We start from the raw sequence: 13969 nt of genomic DNA, 5'->3' as shown, positions 1-13969 counted from the left end.
CTTAAACGTTCCTTTATTGAGGATGCTGGTCTACTTTTCCTCCACAGATGTTAAAGCCCAAGATCGCTGCTGTTCACTTTCTGACCTCAGGCTTTTATTTTTATTGCTGTCCTGCTCTTTCAAGACTAATTCAACAGAAGTTCCCGTTCCATCTTTTCGTTGAAAGACGATAATCGTTTCGCTTAAATCATCTTTAACTAGAAGCATGGGCATCAAGTCGCCTTCTTTTCGCACACTGTTAACAGCTTGGAGAATAGCATCAGAGTAACTCATTCTCTCTTCTGCCGGTAATTGCTCTAAAATGACTTTTCTATCGAAATAATCGTAAGCAGTATATTGGTCGGTATCAATATCAAACTTGTTAATCGATACTTCCCATGATTTCTGAAGTTTTTCATTCAATTCAGCAGGTCGGGTGCTTTCTGCAGCTACAAATTTTTGCGGCTTGCTGGGAGTAGCTTTTTCACCAGCCAGAGCAAAAGATCCAAGAGCGCCAGCAATCCCCGCCACAACTAACAAAGAAACAATTGCTTTTCTTTTCATTTCGTATCATCACCTTTTTTCAAAATTTTATTAATGCGGATAGTAATCCCGAGTGTCAAGTTGATCGAATGCTCCTTCAGTTTTAGATCTATACCATTTATGCGTGGTATATCCTTCGATAAAGTTTTCACCTTTGGAAGATTTCGCTGCTTCAACCATTGCCTCAGCTTCGTTTCCATATTTCATGCTAACTTTCGCTGAAGAGTCATTGTCAATATATTTCCCATCACGATAAACTTCAATATATGATTTCCCCCACAAATCATCGTCTTCAGAGTCAGTTATTCCCTTGCAATAAAATTCTGGGTATCCACCTGTCTTTCCACACTTTGTTCTAGTGTCACTTCCCCACGAAGCAAAAGCTGAAGTAGCTGAGAAAATAAAAACTAAACTCAATACCCAAGCTGCTATCTTTTTCATTAGACTTCACACCTCTTATTGTTACAAAAATGGTTTTATATGTAAATTTTATTGTCAATTTAGCATCAAATCAATAAAAATATTAATTTTGTATTTTTCAATCTTTTCCCAGATTTAAATACTCCTTCTAAATTAGTTGACGCCCTTTTTTAAAATTTTGTTTCATCAAATACTTAACTAATATTGAAAATTAGAGAGTAGCTTACTTCTTTATGATTAGGTTCTTTCTCCCGATTATCTGTTTTCAGATACTTGACTTTCAAAAAGCACTTCCGCTAAAATGAATGATAATCAGTCATTTTCGATTGGAGAGTCGGACTCATGGATAAAAAGGAAAAGATCATTCAAGCGTCCATCGAAGCGTTCAAGGAAAAAGGCATCGAAAAAACCAAGATCGCCGACATTGCCCAAAAAGCGGGCATCGCGCATGGAACGTTTTATCTTTACTTCCCTTCCAAACTGTCTGTCATGCCTGCCATCGCCGAGCAGATGGTCGTGCAATTCATGAAAAAGATCGAGGCGGCGATTGCTCCCGAAGCTCCCTTGCAAGAGCAGCTGAGCCAACTCGTAGATGCCATTTTCCAGGTTACCGCTGAATACCGCGACGTTTCCGTCCTAATTTACGCGGGCCTGTCTACGACGGAACACATCAGCCAGTGGGAGACGATCTACACTCCCCTGTACGATCTGGTGGCTTCCATGCTGGAAGCGGACAAAAAGCGCAAGCTTGTCCGCGACACGCTGAATCCGGCTCTTGCCGCGAAGCTGCTGATCGGACTGATCGAGTCTGCGGCCGAGCAAGTCTACCTGTACGCGGGGTACGACGCTGATAACGAGGCCAAACAAAAAGCTGAATTGCTGACCCTCCTGGAACATGCTTTGCGGCCGTAAAGTATGTTTTCTTTTGAGGGAAAATGACTGAATATCATTCATTTTTCGAGGTGTATAGAAGATGAGAAAATACTGGATGTATGTGATGATGACGTGTTTGCTGGAAATGGTCTGGGTGTACGGCTTCAGTACCGCCCAGTTTTTGTGGCAGTGGGCACTGCTGGTGGCCGTGATTATTGTCGACTTCTACTTTTTGACCAAGTCGTGTGAAGGCTTGCCGACAGGTACCGTATACGCGATCTTTGCAGGCGCTGGCTCTGTCGGAACCGTGCTCATGGACTTCTTTTTGTTCGGCGGCAGCATGAACGTGCTGAAACTGCTCTTCATCGCGCTGCTCGTGCTGGGAGTCATCGGCTTGAAGCTGGCTGACAATCGAGGAGAAAAAGAGGTGCATCAATAATGGGTTGGCTGTTTGTCTTTCTCGCTGCTAGTTGTGAAATCGTCGGAGTGGTAGGCTTGAAGCTGTTCAGTCAAAAGAAGAACGCGCTCCATACCGCTTTGTTTGCAGGCGGGTTCGCCCTGTCCTTCGCTTTTCTGTACCAGGCGTTCAACTACCTGCAACTGAGCGTGGCCTATGCCGTCTGGATCGGGATCGGTACGGCGGGCGCTGTTTTGCTCAATATGATTTTCTTCGGCGAGTCGCGAAGCGTGGCCCGTATCGCCAGTTTGCTCCTGATTATCGTGGGCGTGACTGGTTTGAAGCTTGTTTCCTGACCTAAGCCCTAAGCCTAAAAGAAACGGTCGTCGAAGCGAGACTTCTTCCCCCTTTGGACATCGCCTTTAACGCGCCAAACAAAAAAGCTTCCCTGCCTGGGGAAGCTTTTTCCTGTTGATCCTGCTGAATAACTGATTGATTCAACCTGTTACGGGAAAACGATCGTCTTGTTGCCGTAAACCAGTACGCGATCTTCCAGATGCCAGCGGACAGCCCGCGCCAATACGGTGCGCTCTACCTGGCGTCCGAGCTGCTTCAACGCTTCTACATCTTCCTGGTGCGATACGCGTTGCACGTCCTGCTCGATAATCGGCCCCGCATCCAGCTCCTCGGTGACGTAATGCGCCGTCGCCCCGATCAGCTTCACGCCGCGGCGGTACGCCTGCTCGTACGGCTTCGCTCCCACGAAGGCCGGGAGGAACGAATGATGGATGTTGATGATCCGCATCGCGTAGTCTGTGAGAAAACGCGGAGACAAGATCTGCATATAGCGGGCCAGGACGATCAGATCGACGCCCTCCGCCGCCTCAAGCTGCTCTTGCTCAGCCTGCGGCTTGTTGTCCTTCGTCACCGGGATGCAGCGGTACGGGATGCCAAAAGACTCCACCGTCTCCTGCATGTCCGGGTGATTGCTGACAACCACCGAAATGTCTGCGTGCAGCTCGCCGGACTTCCAGCGCCAGAGCAGCTCCAGCAAACAGTGATCTTCCTTGGAAACAAACAGCGCGACTTTTTTGCGCTTGTTCGCTTCCACCAGCGACCAGTCCATGCTGAAGCTTTCCGCTACTTGACTGAACTCGGCCTTGATCGCTTCAAAGCGCTCCTCCAGGTTGATCAGATCAAATTCGATCCGCATGAAAAAGCGGCCTGTTTCCGGGTCTGTCGTGTACTGGTCAGACTGAACGATATTCGCGCCTTGCTGAAACAAAAAGTTCGATACAGCCGCCACGATTCCCGCGCGGTCCGGGCAGGAAATGAGCGTGCGCGCACGGTCTTTGTTTTTTTCCCGATACGCGAGCCAGTCTCTCTCTGATAACAAATGCATGGTTTCTCTCTCCTCCAAAAGCAAACAGCAAAAAGTTGTTTGCAATTATACCACTTTGCGGCCTTTCTGTTACAGCCAATTAGAGAGAAAACGTTCCCTTATCGATAAAATCTCATTTGCCAATTCCGTTCAACAAAATATCTACGGTCAAAGCGATCTGTTCTTCATCGCTATAATAGGCGTAATCTTCCTTGTCCAGCACCTGGCGGAACAGCACCATTCCGATCAAGGAAGACAGCACGACCCGAAACACAGCCTGGCTCGGCAGTGGACGCAGCTCGCCCGCGTCGATTTTGGCTTCGATCAGCTTTTGCACCATTGCTTTTGCGTCTTCAAATACGGTCGCGATCAGCGCTTCCCGAATCTCCGGATGGAAAAACGCCTCCTGCAGCAAGATGCGGATGTGCTTCTCGTTGGCACCGACCAGATTCAAGCGATTGCGGTACAGCTCCGCCACGATTTCTCCGAACGGCTTTTGCGCCTGCTCCCGGAAAATCTCGCGCAAGTCCTTCAAGATGAACGGTGCCGCGAACTTCACCAGGACAGGGGCGACAACCGCAAGCAAGATGTCTTTTTTCGATTTGTAATGACGGAAAATCGTTCCTTCGGCCACTCCTGCCTCTTTGGCGATCTCCGCGGTTGAGCTGGCGTGAAATCCTTTTTCCGCAAACAGCTTGACAGAGGCTCGCAAAATATTGCGCTGCTTCTCCGTCATCTCGCTCTCGTCCTTCAGCTCCTCCACATATTGCAACAGGCCCTCTTCAAACGATGGCGGCTTGTTCATACGTCACGTACGCTCCTCTATTCAATCTTCTTGCGGAACCTTCCGATGGCGACAGCCAAAATCAGCAGACTGAATGCTCCCATCCCGACGATGTCTTTCCAGAGCGCCTCGGCGCCCACGCCTTTCAAAAAGATTCCGCGCAGAATTTCCAGAAAATAAGTCAACGGGACCAGCCCGCCCAACCATTGTATCACGACAGGCATCGAATCGCGCGGGAACATGAAGCCGGACAAAAGCACGCTGGGCAGAATGAATGCGAAAGCCATCTGCATCGCTTGCAGCTGTGTCTTCGCTACCGTAGAGATAAAAATCCCAAGGAGCAGCGTCGTCACGAGAAACAGGACTGACAAGGCCACCAACAAGCCGATGCTGCCTTTGACAGGCACCCCGAACCAGGCTGTTCCGACCAGGAGCACGAGACAAAAGGAGAACAGGCCGACACCGACGTACGGCGTAATTTTGCCCAGCATCAGCTCCAACGGACGAATCGGCGTCACCACGAGCTGCTCCATCGTTCCCCGTTCTTTTTCGCGCACGAGTGAAAAGGCGGTCAAGATCATCGTGACATTTTGCATAATCAGCCCGATCAAGCCCGGGATGTTGAAGACGATGCTTTCCATATTCGGGTTGAACAGCACCCGTGTATCCAGCTCAAGCGGCAGTTGCAGCTCGCCCAGCCCTTGTTTTTGCAGATTTTTTTCCTGGAGCGCGATCGCCTGATGCTGCACGATCAGTTGGGCGTTGGACATGGCGGTGCGCGCGATATTCGGATCAGAGCCGTTAATGAGCAGCTGGATGTGGGCTGGCTCGCCCCGATCTTTTTTGCGCGTGTAGTCCGGCCCGATCACCAAGCCTACGTCCACCGTGCCTTCGTCGAGCATCGCTTCCAGCTCGCGGTACCCGCTGACACTGGCTGTTGCCTGAAAAATTTCCGTGTGGACAAACTGCTCGACCAACTCCCGGCTTGCCGCAGAAGGACTTTGATTCCAGACTGCCATCTTGATGTCGCTCACGTCTGTATTGACGGCGTAGCCGAACAAAAACAGCAGCATTAGCGGCATGACCAGGGCAATCGCCAGACTGGGCCGATCGCGCTTGATCTGGATCACTTCTTTTTTGACGACGGACCAGTAGCGCTCCCAGACGAACCGCTTCATCGCGCTCCCCCCTCTGCTGCCTGCCTCGCTTCCTCCCGCCGTACCAGCTCGATAAACACGTCCTCCAGATTGTTCGCTTCCATGCGCTCAATCAATTCCCCGGGAGTTCCTTCGGCAAGCAAATTGCCAAAGAAAATGAAGCCGATCCAGTCGCACGTCTGGGCCTCATCCATGTAGTGCGTGGTCACAAGCACAGTAATTCCTTGCTTCGCCAGCTCGTGAATGACGTCCCAAAAAATGCGCCGGGACACCGGATCGACTCCCGCGGTCGGCTCATCCAAAATCAACAGCTCCGGCTTGTGCAGCAAAGCGCAGGACAAGGCAAGACGCTGCTTCCAGCCGCCGGACAACGAGCCTGCCAGTTGCTTCTCGCGTCCCGTCAAACCAGCCATCTCGATCAGCTCGGCTTTTCGCTGCTTGCGCTCTGCTGCGCCAAGCTGATACACGCCCGCGTAAAAATCGAGATTTTCTTCCACTGTCAAATCTTCATACAGGCTGAACTTTTGCGACATGTAGCCGATTCGCTGCTTGATCTCCTCGCTCTGTGTCATCACGTCGTAGCCGAGCACCGTGCCGCTGCCAGTCGTGGGCGTCATCAGCCCGCACAGCATGCGAATCGTCGTCGACTTGCCCGAGCCGTTCGGGCCGAGGAAGCCGTAGATCGAACCTTTTGGCACTGTCAAAGTCAGCTGGTTGACGGCGATGCGCTCTCCGAAACGCTTCGTCAGTTGCTGGCACTCAATGGCGACGTTCATTGGGCGTTCTCTCCTTCTGGCAACAGCACGTCTGCTGGCATCCCCGGCTTGATTTTCTCCTGCCCTTTTGCCACGTCAATCGTCACCGCAAAAACGAGCTTCGTCCGCTCATCTTGCGTCTGCACATTTTTCGGGGTAAATTCCGCCTTTTCCGAAATCCGGCTGATCGTCCCTTTAAACGTCTCGTTCGGATACGCGTCCACCTGTATGCCGACTTCCTGCCCTTTTTGCACGCGATTCAGCTGCGCTTCCGGGATGTAGACGACAAGTTTGAGCTGATCGGCCTTCATCATCGTGAACAGCGTAGCTCCGGTTTTCGCCACTTCGCCCTGCTCGACGGAGGACCGCAACAACACGCCGTCCTCTGCTGCGACTACCCGGGTCTTGTCCAGTTGCAGCATCGCCTGGTCGAGCCTGGCCTGAGCCTGCTCCTGCGCGGCAAGCAAAGCGCGGATCGTATAGACCGTGCTGCCTTCCCGGGCCAAATCAAGCTCTGCCTGCGCCCCTTGCTCCTGCGCCTTGGCTGTGCCGATCTGGGCTGCCGCCGCAGCTGCCTCCTCCTCTGCCGAGCTGTACGCCGCTTTGACTTGCGCCACTTGTGCCGTCCACTGGTTCAGCTGCGTCGTCGCCTGGTTCACCGCTTCTTTTTGCATGTCCAGGTCTTTTTGCGAGATCGCGCCTTTTTCGTACAGAGCCGTCACTTCCTGAAGCCGTTTTTGCTGAAAATGCAGCGTCTCCTCTGCTCCCTCGCGCTGCGCCTCGACCTGCGCCAACTGCTGTCTCGCTCTGGCAATCCCCGCTTCGGCCTGGCTGCTTCTGGCCTGTGCCAAGCGGATGTTGGCGTTCGCTTGCTGGACGGCTGCCACTCCCTTCTGAATCGTCTGGTCGCGGGAGCCTGCCTTCGCTTCCTCCAGTTTGGCTTTCGCCTGTTCCAATGCTGCTTTCGCTTCTGCGACGCTGATCTGGTAGCTGCGCTGATCGATTTCCGCCAGCACTTCGCCTTTTTTCACCGTGCTTCCTTCCTCGGCGATCACCCTCGTCACCGTCCCGCCTACTTCTGCCACGACAGGCCATTCGTCTGCTTCAATCGTTCCGGACAAAGACGGCTGCTTTTCGCCGAACAGCCCGCAACCAGACAAGGCAAGAGCCAGACTGCCGATCCATACCGTGCGCAAAATACGCTTCATGCAACATCTCCTCGTTTCGTATAATAGTGAGCGCTCACTTTTACTGATGTGTAAAAAAAGAGCGCGTTTTCGCTTGCTTTTGCATGTTCATGGGGGATTCGTTTATCCATGATGGCTGGTTATCATTTTGCAAAACATAAAAGCGAGTGATTACTCACTTTTATACTCTGAGTATATGCCCCTTCCGCCCGACATGCAATCGCTTTTTTTCGCTACTCAAAGAAAAAACGCCCCGGTCCATGAATGCGACCTGGGCGTTTGCGAGTTGTGCTGCGATTACTCGAACTTGAATTTGGACAAAGCGTCTTTCAGCGCAGAGTTGATGCCATCGTCGTCGGTATGCTCCTGCTTTTTCAAGTAGTTGGCCACTTCCTTTTTGGACAGCTTGCTGCCCTTTTCCTTGTCCCGGCGTTCCTTGAAAGTAGACAGCTTCTCTTTGTGCCCGCACGCGCATACAAACATTTGCCCTTCTCCCTCGCCGCGCATCTCCAGCCGCTTGTGGCATTTCGGGCATCTCGCGTTTGTCTGCTTGGAAATGTTTTTGCGATAGCCGCACTCCCTGTCCTGGCAGACGAGCATTTTGCCGCGCTTTCCGTTGACTTCCAGCAAAAGCTTGCTGCACTCCGGGCATTTGCTTCTCGTCAGGTTGTCGTGGCGGAAGGCTTTGTCGCTGTTTTTGATTTCCTGCACCACTTCTTTGGCGTACGTTCGCATTTCCTCGATAAACGCTCGCTTGTTCAAGCTGCCTTTGGCGATTGCGGCAAGCTTTTGCTCCCACTGGGCGGTCAAAGTAGGCGATTGCATCTCGTCGGGAACAAGCTCCAGTAGCTGCTTGGCTTTCGCCGTCACAAACACATGCTTGCCCCGCTTTTCCAACAGGAAGCTGTTAAACAGCTTTTCGATAATATCTGCGCGCGTGGCGACCGTACCAAGCCCGCCCGTTTCTCCGATCGTCTTGATCAGCTCTTTGCTCTCGTTTGCCATGTATTTGGCCGGATTTTCCATCGCGGACAGCAGGCTTGCCTCTGTGAACGGCTCCGGCGGCTTCGTCTCGCCTTTTGTTTGCGCCACATTTTGAATCTGAAAGCGATCGCCTTTTTCTATCTTGGGCAGCCATTGCTCTTTCAGTTCATCCTGACCTTCTTCGTCTGCCACATCGTGGTCGTACGCTTCTTTCCAGCCTTGGGCCAGCACCGTTTTGCCTTTGGCGACAAACCACTCTCCGCCGATTTTTGCCTGGATCGTGGTTTGTTCGTATTCAAACGGCGGCAAAAGCACGGCAAGGAAGCGCTTGACGACCAGGTCGAAAATTTTGCGCTCCTTGTCGCTCAAATCCCCGAGAAACACCGCTTGCTCTGTCGGGATGATCGCATGGTGGTCAGATACTTTGCTGTCATCGACAAACGACTTCGCCGCTTTGATCGGCGACCGCAAAATTCTGGCTGCGAGTGGCGCGTACGGCTTCATCTGCACCGCCTTGACTCTGTCTGGCAGCGTCTCTACGATATCTGCCGAGAGATAGCGGGAATCGGTGCGCGGATAAGTGACGGCTTTATGATGCTCATAAAGGCTCTGCATGATGGACAGCGTCTCTTTTGGCGAATAGCCGAACATCCGGTTGGCGTCCCTTTGCAGTTCAGTCAAATCGTACAACTGTGGAGCGTACGTCTTTTTGTGTGCGCGGGTGACTTCGCTTACTTCCGCGCTTTTTTCCTGCTTCAAGGAGGCGAGCAGCTGGTCTGCCTTCTCTTTGGAAAACGTTTTGATGTCTTTCGTCTTCTGATCTTGCCATTGGAGCGAGATCGCCTGGTCTGTTACAGCTCTCAGGCCGTAAAAAGGCTTGGGCGTAAAGCGGCGAATTTCTTCCTCTCGGGAAGCCACGATCGCAAGCGTAGGCGTCTGGACGCGGCCGCACGACAGTTGGGCGTTGTGCTTGGTTGTCAAGGCGCGGGTCGCATTGATGCCGACGAGCCAGTCCGCTTCTGCGCGAGCGGCTGCGGAGGCGTACAGATTTTCATACTGCTTGCCGTCCTTCAGATTGCGAAACCCATCGCGAATCGCCTTGTCGGTCACGGAAGAAATCCACAGACGCTTGATCGGCTTTTGCACATGGGCCATCTCGATGATCCAGCGGGCGACAAGCTCGCCTTCGCGCCCGGCATCGGTTGCAATGACGATTTGCGAGACGTCGCTGCGCCGCATTTGCTGCTTCACAGTCTGGAACTGCTTGTTGCTCTCCCTGATGACGACAAGCTTCAAAGGCGACGGCATGATCGGCAAATCTTCGATGCGCCAGGAGCTGAACTGCTGCCCGTAAACCTCCGGATCGGCCAGCGTCACCAGATGCCCCAACGCCCACGTCACAATATATTTATCACCTTCCAGAAAACCGTTCCCTTTTTTCTGGCATTGCAATACTTTCGCGATATCTCGCCCGACGGACGGCTTTTCCGCCAGCACAAGTGTTTTGCTCATCTGTGACACCCTTTCAATCAGTCGCTATCTTTCCATTCTAAACAAAAAACCGGCGCGGGAGGACTTTATCTGCTGGTTATTTTTCCTAAGGGGGTCATTTCCGGTGCTTTCTTCTTCATCTGATAGTTCGCTAAGCTCAATTTTCAGTGGTAAAAAGTGCTTTTCTCCACGTCATCACCTTCCATGCTTCCTGTTCATTCGCAAAACAAAAGAAACTGCCTCACTAAAAAAAGCCGCCCTTTTTTAAAAAGGAGCGGCCTTACTTCGTTTTGCCCTATATTGTCTTATCACTTGTAAACGGCTCTGCCGTCTTTGCTGATAAACGTTCCGACCTGCTCTCCGCGACAGATTTGCGCCATCGCTCCAGGCTCGTTGAAATTGAAGACGTGCAGCGGCAAGCCGTAATCTCTCGCCAAAATCATCGCGGACTGGTCCATGACGCGCAGGTCTTCCCGGACTACCTCGTCAAACGATACTTCCACATATTGGCGTGCGGTCGCATCTTTGCGCGGATCGGCCGTGTACACGCCATCTACTCCATGCTTTGCCACCAGCAGCGCATCTGCTTCCACCTCCAGGGCGCGTTGCACCGCTGGATAGTCTGTCGTTACGTACGGCTGACCGTTTCCGCCAGCAAAAATGATTACGTAGCCCTTTTCCAGATGATGCACGGCGCGCAGGCGGATATACGGTTCCGCGACCGCATTGATTGGCACAGCTGTCATGACCCGGACTTCCGTATTGACGCGAGCCTTTAACACCCCGCGAAGCATCAGGCTGTTGATCACGGTTGCCAACGTTCCGATGTTGTCTGCCTCGACCCGCTCGATCCCCCACTGGTCCGCCATGTTTCCCCGGAAAATGTTGCCGCCGCCAATGACGATTGCGACCTCGACGCCCATGTCCAGCAAAGAATAAATTTCCCCCGCGATATGCTCCAACTGAACCGGATCAAATCCAAACCCGTTCTCCTGCGCAACCGCTCCACCGCTCAATTTGACCAACACCCGCTTATACCTCATGGCGTCTCCTCCTCAATCCGCTTTTTCTTTTGCTTCCAAACAAGCGATAGCGATAGATGCCCTGCTCGCCTCCATCCCCTTTTACGGCTCAAAAAAAGAACGAAAGCAATGACAGCCTTCGTTCTTCACAAAATACAGGGGAATTGGACTTGCTTGCTTTGCATTGGCATTGTCATTCGGATTCCCCCTCCTTCATCTTCATCGTAAAATGGTCTGGAACTCATCCTCATTTTATGCACGTCTTGCCCATTATGCAAAGAAATTCGGAAAATCAAAAGCATCTCGCTTACCAGCCAAAATATCCCGCAGGAGCTGATCGGCAACCTCGGTAGCGAAGCTGTGCTCGTCGCTGTCAATCACACCTTTTTGCAGCGCTTCATCCAGTTCATCCTGGTCGAGCAAATACACTTCGCCCTGCGGCAGCACCACAATGTCGAGGTAAAGATCGTCATACCAGATATGACCGCTCTCATCCTTGCCATGCGCCTTGCAGATGTCGATGTACCACTGGACGGTATTTCCCAGCTCGTCCATCATCTTCGTGACGGCATAAGGCTTTTCATGTGGAAAGTATTGCAGGTACACATACCCTCTGTCGCCTACGCACAGCAGCTTTTCCCCAACAGGCATGTAGGCAGGCTCCGTTACTTCGTCCAGAGTCAAACGAACAGCATACCCGGAAAAAGACAAAGCCTCTACCCACTTTTCCTGATAGCCCATTCGCTTGACGCGTCTCCATCCAGGTCGGTCTGCTCGTTTTCGCTTCATGGCCAGTGCTCCTCGTCATTTTGGTTCCTTTTACTCTACCACGAATTGGATGGTTTTGTCAGATGCAAACAAAGACATGTTCCCGCAAGAACATGCCTCATCTGTCGCTATTTGCCATCCCGCAAATGGCTGTGCCTGCGTCCGTACAAAAAATAGACGATCGCGCCAGCAATCAGCCAGGCGATGAAGCCGATTTTGGTAATAGACGGCAAGCTATACACCAAATAGCCGCAGAACAGCACTGCCAAAATCGGAACGAGCGGAACAAGCGGCGTGCGAAACGAGCGCCGCAATTCCGGATTCGTCCTCCGCAGCACAACCACACCGATGGAAACGAGAATAAACGCGAACAGCGTTCCGATGTTCGTCAGTTCAGCCAGCTTGTTAAGCGGCAACAATCCGCTGAAAATGGCGACGAGAATGCCGACGATGATTGTGCTCTTTTGCGGCACTTGCGTCTCTGGGTTCACCCGTGAAAACACAGCGGGCAACAAGCCGTCACGGCTCATGGCAAAAAACAGCCGGGTCTGTCCGTACATCATCACCAGCAGTACCGTCGTAATGCCGACAATCGCCCCGAGTGAAATGAAGCCAGCCACCCAGTCCTGCTTGACGTAATTCAAAGCAAAAGCTACCGGATTTTTCACGTTCAGCATGTCATAAGGCACGATGCCTGTCAGCGTCAGGGAGACGGCGATATAGAGCAAGGTGCACACCAGAAGCGAAGTAATGATTCCGATCGGCATGTCGCGCTGCGGGTTGCGCACTTCCTCGGCAGCCGTAGAAACTGCGTCGAATCCGATAAAAGCAAAGAAGACAGTAGCAGCGCCCGTCGCTACCCCGGCAAAGCCAAACGGCATGAACGGACTCCAGTTTTCCGGCTTGACGTAGCCGATCCCGACAATGAGAAACAGGAGAATGACCGCCACCTTGATCAGCACCATGACCGTGTTGAACTTGGCTGACTCTCGCGTCCCCTTCATAAGCAAAAGCGTAATGACAAAAATAATGATGACCGCTGGCAAATCAATGATCGTGCCTTTGGAAGTGTCGAATGCATTGGTCAAGGCTACAGGCAAATGAATGCCAAAACCGGCAAGCAGTCCTTGCGCATATCCCGACCAGCCGCTCGCCACCGCAGCCGAAGCTACCCCGTACTCCAAGATCAGGTCCCAGCCGATCATCCAGGCTACCAGTTCGCCAAAAGCCGTATAGCTGTAAGTATAGGCGCTCCCCGATACAGGAACCGTCGAGGCGAACTCGGCGTAGCACAAAGCGGCAAACACGCAGGCAAGCCCGGACAAGACAAAGGACAAAACCAGTGCAGGGCCAGCGTGCTCAGCCGCCGCCACTCCTGTAAGCACAAAAATGCCTGTACCGACAATCGCCCCGATGCCAAGCATGGTCAAATCAAACGCGCCCAGCGATTTTTTCAGCGCTCCATGCTTGCTCTCTACCTGCGCGAGCAAGCTTTCAATCGACTTTTTCCTCAATAACTGTTCTTTTAACGCCATATTGTGCGTACCTCCCGCCCGGACATTCCAGCTGCAATCGAAACAGTTGGAGTATGAGCAGGCAGGAGGAAAATTATGCATGCTTTCCCAAGCGGGATTGCGCTCAGCGCTTAGCCGTTGCTCCGCATAAGCCCTCTGCCGATGAAATTGGCAGAGACGGGAGGACGTCCAAGCTCTCTTGCCCAAACAGACAGCTGCCCCATATGGTGAATTTCGTGAGCGATCACATGGCGCAAGATTTCACCTTTGACGTATTCCTCCGTGCTCCATTCCACACGCACAGGCTCCGTCTCGCTGGCTTGTGTCCAACTGTCCAGAAACTCGCGCAGCTCTTCTCGCCACTCGTCTGACAGCGCTTTGATTTGCCCAAGCGATTGATGCTCCTCGTAGGACAACTGGACATCGGGCTTCCCCTGTACACCGCGCAGCCAGCTATACTCCACATCAGCTACATGAAACAGCGTGTACAGGATGCTCCCCGCTCCGCCGACTCTTTTTTGCAGCAATTCTTCGTCCGGCAGCTTGGCACACCATGCAAACCATTCATCCCGCACCAGCCAGTTATAGGCAAACAGCTCTTTCATCCCCGATACCTCCCGCAAGAAAAGTTTCCCATTCCTTTTATATTAGCACATATGTTCGCATTCGTGCTATCGGTAACGGATAAACCTGATCGGGTAGGAGGCTACCCAT

General features: G+C 52.3%; 15 protein-coding genes. 3 read left to right on the top strand and 12 right to left on the bottom strand.

Annotation, left to right across the window (positions count from 1 at the left end):
• Positions 1-30: 30 nt before the first annotated feature.
• Entirely contained in the window at positions 31-543 is a 513-nt protein-coding gene (locus tag DEP07_RS04950) for a hypothetical protein (protein ID WP_173598541.1), read from the bottom strand.
• Between the two features lie 30 nt (positions 544-573).
• The gene (locus tag DEP07_RS04945) at positions 574-963 is read right to left on the bottom strand and encodes a hypothetical protein (protein WP_274874375.1); all 390 of its coding nucleotides are present in this window, start codon (positions 961-963) and stop codon (positions 574-576) included.
• A 321-nt stretch (positions 964-1284) separates the two neighbouring features.
• Here DEP07_RS04945 and DEP07_RS04940 point away from each other — a divergent pair, with 321 nt between their 5' ends.
• The 3 genes from DEP07_RS04940 (at position 1285) to DEP07_RS04930 (ending at position 2568) form a co-directional block, all read left to right on the top strand.
• Positions 1285-1854 (top strand): TetR family transcriptional regulator, encoded by a 570-nt coding sequence (locus tag DEP07_RS04940; RefSeq protein WP_122964351.1) that lies wholly within the window; start codon positions 1285-1287, stop codon positions 1852-1854.
• A gap of 61 nt (positions 1855-1915) precedes the next feature.
• The gene (locus DEP07_RS04935; protein ID WP_063230881.1) at positions 1916-2254 is read left to right on the top strand and encodes a DMT family transporter; all 339 of its coding nucleotides are present in this window, start codon (positions 1916-1918) and stop codon (positions 2252-2254) included.
• A complete protein-coding gene (locus DEP07_RS04930) occupies positions 2254-2568 on the top strand; it encodes a DMT family transporter (protein WP_122964350.1) in 315 nt (104 codons plus the stop codon). Before DEP07_RS04935 ends, DEP07_RS04930 begins: the two co-directional genes overlap by 1 nt.
• Before the next feature lie 149 nt (positions 2569-2717).
• Here the strand turns inward: DEP07_RS04930 and purU are convergent, their stop codons facing one another.
• The 10 genes from purU to DEP07_RS04880 form a co-directional block, all read right to left on the bottom strand.
• Positions 2718-3614 carry a formyltetrahydrofolate deformylase gene (gene purU, locus DEP07_RS04925; protein WP_287102203.1) on the bottom strand — a complete coding sequence of 299 codons (897 nt, stop codon included), beginning with the start codon at positions 3612-3614 and terminating at the stop codon, positions 2718-2720.
• Positions 3615-3726: 112 nt separating this feature from the next.
• Positions 3727-4398, bottom strand: a complete 672-nt coding sequence (locus DEP07_RS04920) for a TetR/AcrR family transcriptional regulator (protein ID WP_122964348.1) — start codon at positions 4396-4398, stop codon at positions 3727-3729.
• A 17-nt stretch (positions 4399-4415) separates the two neighbouring features.
• Positions 4416-5555, bottom strand: a complete 1140-nt coding sequence (locus DEP07_RS04915) for an ABC transporter permease (RefSeq protein ID WP_287102202.1) — start codon at positions 5553-5555, stop codon at positions 4416-4418.
• Positions 5552-6310, bottom strand: coding sequence for an ABC transporter ATP-binding protein (locus tag DEP07_RS04910; protein ID WP_173596665.1), 759 nt, complete (start codon positions 6308-6310; stop codon positions 5552-5554). The genes DEP07_RS04915 and DEP07_RS04910 overlap by 4 nt, the downstream gene beginning before the upstream one ends.
• Positions 6307-7497 carry an HlyD family secretion protein gene (locus tag DEP07_RS04905; protein WP_122964345.1) on the bottom strand — a complete coding sequence of 397 codons (1191 nt, stop codon included), beginning with the start codon at positions 7495-7497 and terminating at the stop codon, positions 6307-6309. The genes DEP07_RS04910 and DEP07_RS04905 overlap by 4 nt, the downstream gene beginning before the upstream one ends.
• 276 nt (positions 7498-7773) lie before the next feature.
• Positions 7774-9972 carry a DNA topoisomerase III gene (locus DEP07_RS04900; protein ID WP_287102201.1) on the bottom strand — a complete coding sequence of 733 codons (2199 nt, stop codon included), beginning with the start codon at positions 9970-9972 and terminating at the stop codon, positions 7774-7776.
• Between the two features lie 287 nt (positions 9973-10259).
• Complete coding sequence (gene pyrH, locus DEP07_RS04895) at positions 10260-10994, bottom strand: UMP kinase (protein WP_122964343.1); 735 nt, start codon at positions 10992-10994, stop codon at positions 10260-10262.
• A 249-nt stretch (positions 10995-11243) separates the two neighbouring features.
• Complete coding sequence (locus tag DEP07_RS04890) at positions 11244-11762, bottom strand: DUF402 domain-containing protein (RefSeq protein ID WP_122964342.1); 519 nt, start codon at positions 11760-11762, stop codon at positions 11244-11246.
• Between the two features lie 107 nt (positions 11763-11869).
• Positions 11870-13276 carry an amino acid permease gene (locus tag DEP07_RS04885; protein ID WP_173596664.1) on the bottom strand — a complete coding sequence of 469 codons (1407 nt, stop codon included), beginning with the start codon at positions 13274-13276 and terminating at the stop codon, positions 11870-11872.
• A 110-nt stretch (positions 13277-13386) separates the two neighbouring features.
• The gene (locus DEP07_RS04880; protein ID WP_217022196.1) at positions 13387-13860 is read right to left on the bottom strand and encodes a DinB family protein; all 474 of its coding nucleotides are present in this window, start codon (positions 13858-13860) and stop codon (positions 13387-13389) included.
• Positions 13861-13969: the final 109 nt, after the last annotated feature.

The sequence above is a fragment of the Brevibacillus sp. genome (assembly GCF_003521185.1).
Lineage (GTDB): Bacteria > Bacillota > Bacilli > Brevibacillales > Brevibacillaceae > Brevibacillus > Brevibacillus parabrevis.
The sequence above is the reverse complement of the archived record's forward strand: the minus strand, read 5'-3'. Positions and strand labels throughout refer to the sequence as shown.

Excerpts from the sequence above, each read along its gene's own strand:
- DEP07_RS04930 (WP_122964350.1), top strand. The coding sequence starts at position 2,254 with ATGGGTTGGCTGTTTGTCTTTCTCGCTGCTAGTTGTGAAATCGTCGGA.
- DEP07_RS04940 (WP_122964351.1), top strand. The coding sequence starts at position 1,285 with ATGGATAAAAAGGAAAAGATCATTCAAGCGTCCATCGAAGCGTTCAAG.
- DEP07_RS04915 (WP_287102202.1), bottom strand. The coding sequence starts at position 5,555 with ATGAAGCGGTTCGTCTGGGAGCGCTACTGGTCCGTCGTCAAAAAAGAA.
- DEP07_RS04905 (WP_122964345.1), bottom strand. The coding sequence starts at position 7,497 with ATGAAGCGTATTTTGCGCACGGTATGGATCGGCAGTCTGGCTCTTGCC.
- DEP07_RS04920 (WP_122964348.1), bottom strand. The coding sequence starts at position 4,398 with ATGAACAAGCCGCCATCGTTTGAAGAGGGCCTGTTGCAATATGTGGAG.
- DEP07_RS04950 (WP_173598541.1), bottom strand. The coding sequence starts at position 543 with ATGAAAAGAAAAGCAATTGTTTCTTTGTTAGTTGTGGCGGGGATTGCT.
- DEP07_RS04880 (WP_217022196.1), bottom strand. The coding sequence starts at position 13,860 with ATGAAAGAGCTGTTTGCCTATAACTGGCTGGTGCGGGATGAATGGTTT.
- DEP07_RS04890 (WP_122964342.1), bottom strand. The coding sequence starts at position 11,762 with ATGAAGCGAAAACGAGCAGACCGACCTGGATGGAGACGCGTCAAGCGA.
- DEP07_RS04885 (WP_173596664.1), bottom strand. The coding sequence starts at position 13,276 with ATGGCGTTAAAAGAACAGTTATTGAGGAAAAAGTCGATTGAAAGCTTG.
- DEP07_RS04900 (WP_287102201.1), bottom strand. The coding sequence starts at position 9,972 with ATGAGCAAAACACTTGTGCTGGCGGAAAAGCCGTCCGTCGGGCGAGAT.
- DEP07_RS04945 (WP_274874375.1), bottom strand. The coding sequence starts at position 963 with ATGAAAAAGATAGCAGCTTGGGTATTGAGTTTAGTTTTTATTTTCTCA.
- purU (WP_287102203.1), bottom strand. The coding sequence starts at position 3,614 with ATGCATTTGTTATCAGAGAGAGACTGGCTCGCGTATCGGGAAAAAAAC.
- DEP07_RS04935 (WP_063230881.1), top strand. The coding sequence starts at position 1,916 with ATGAGAAAATACTGGATGTATGTGATGATGACGTGTTTGCTGGAAATG.
- DEP07_RS04910 (WP_173596665.1), bottom strand. The coding sequence starts at position 6,310 with ATGAACGTCGCCATTGAGTGCCAGCAACTGACGAAGCGTTTCGGAGAG.
- pyrH (WP_122964343.1), bottom strand. The coding sequence starts at position 10,994 with ATGAGGTATAAGCGGGTGTTGGTCAAATTGAGCGGTGGAGCGGTTGCG.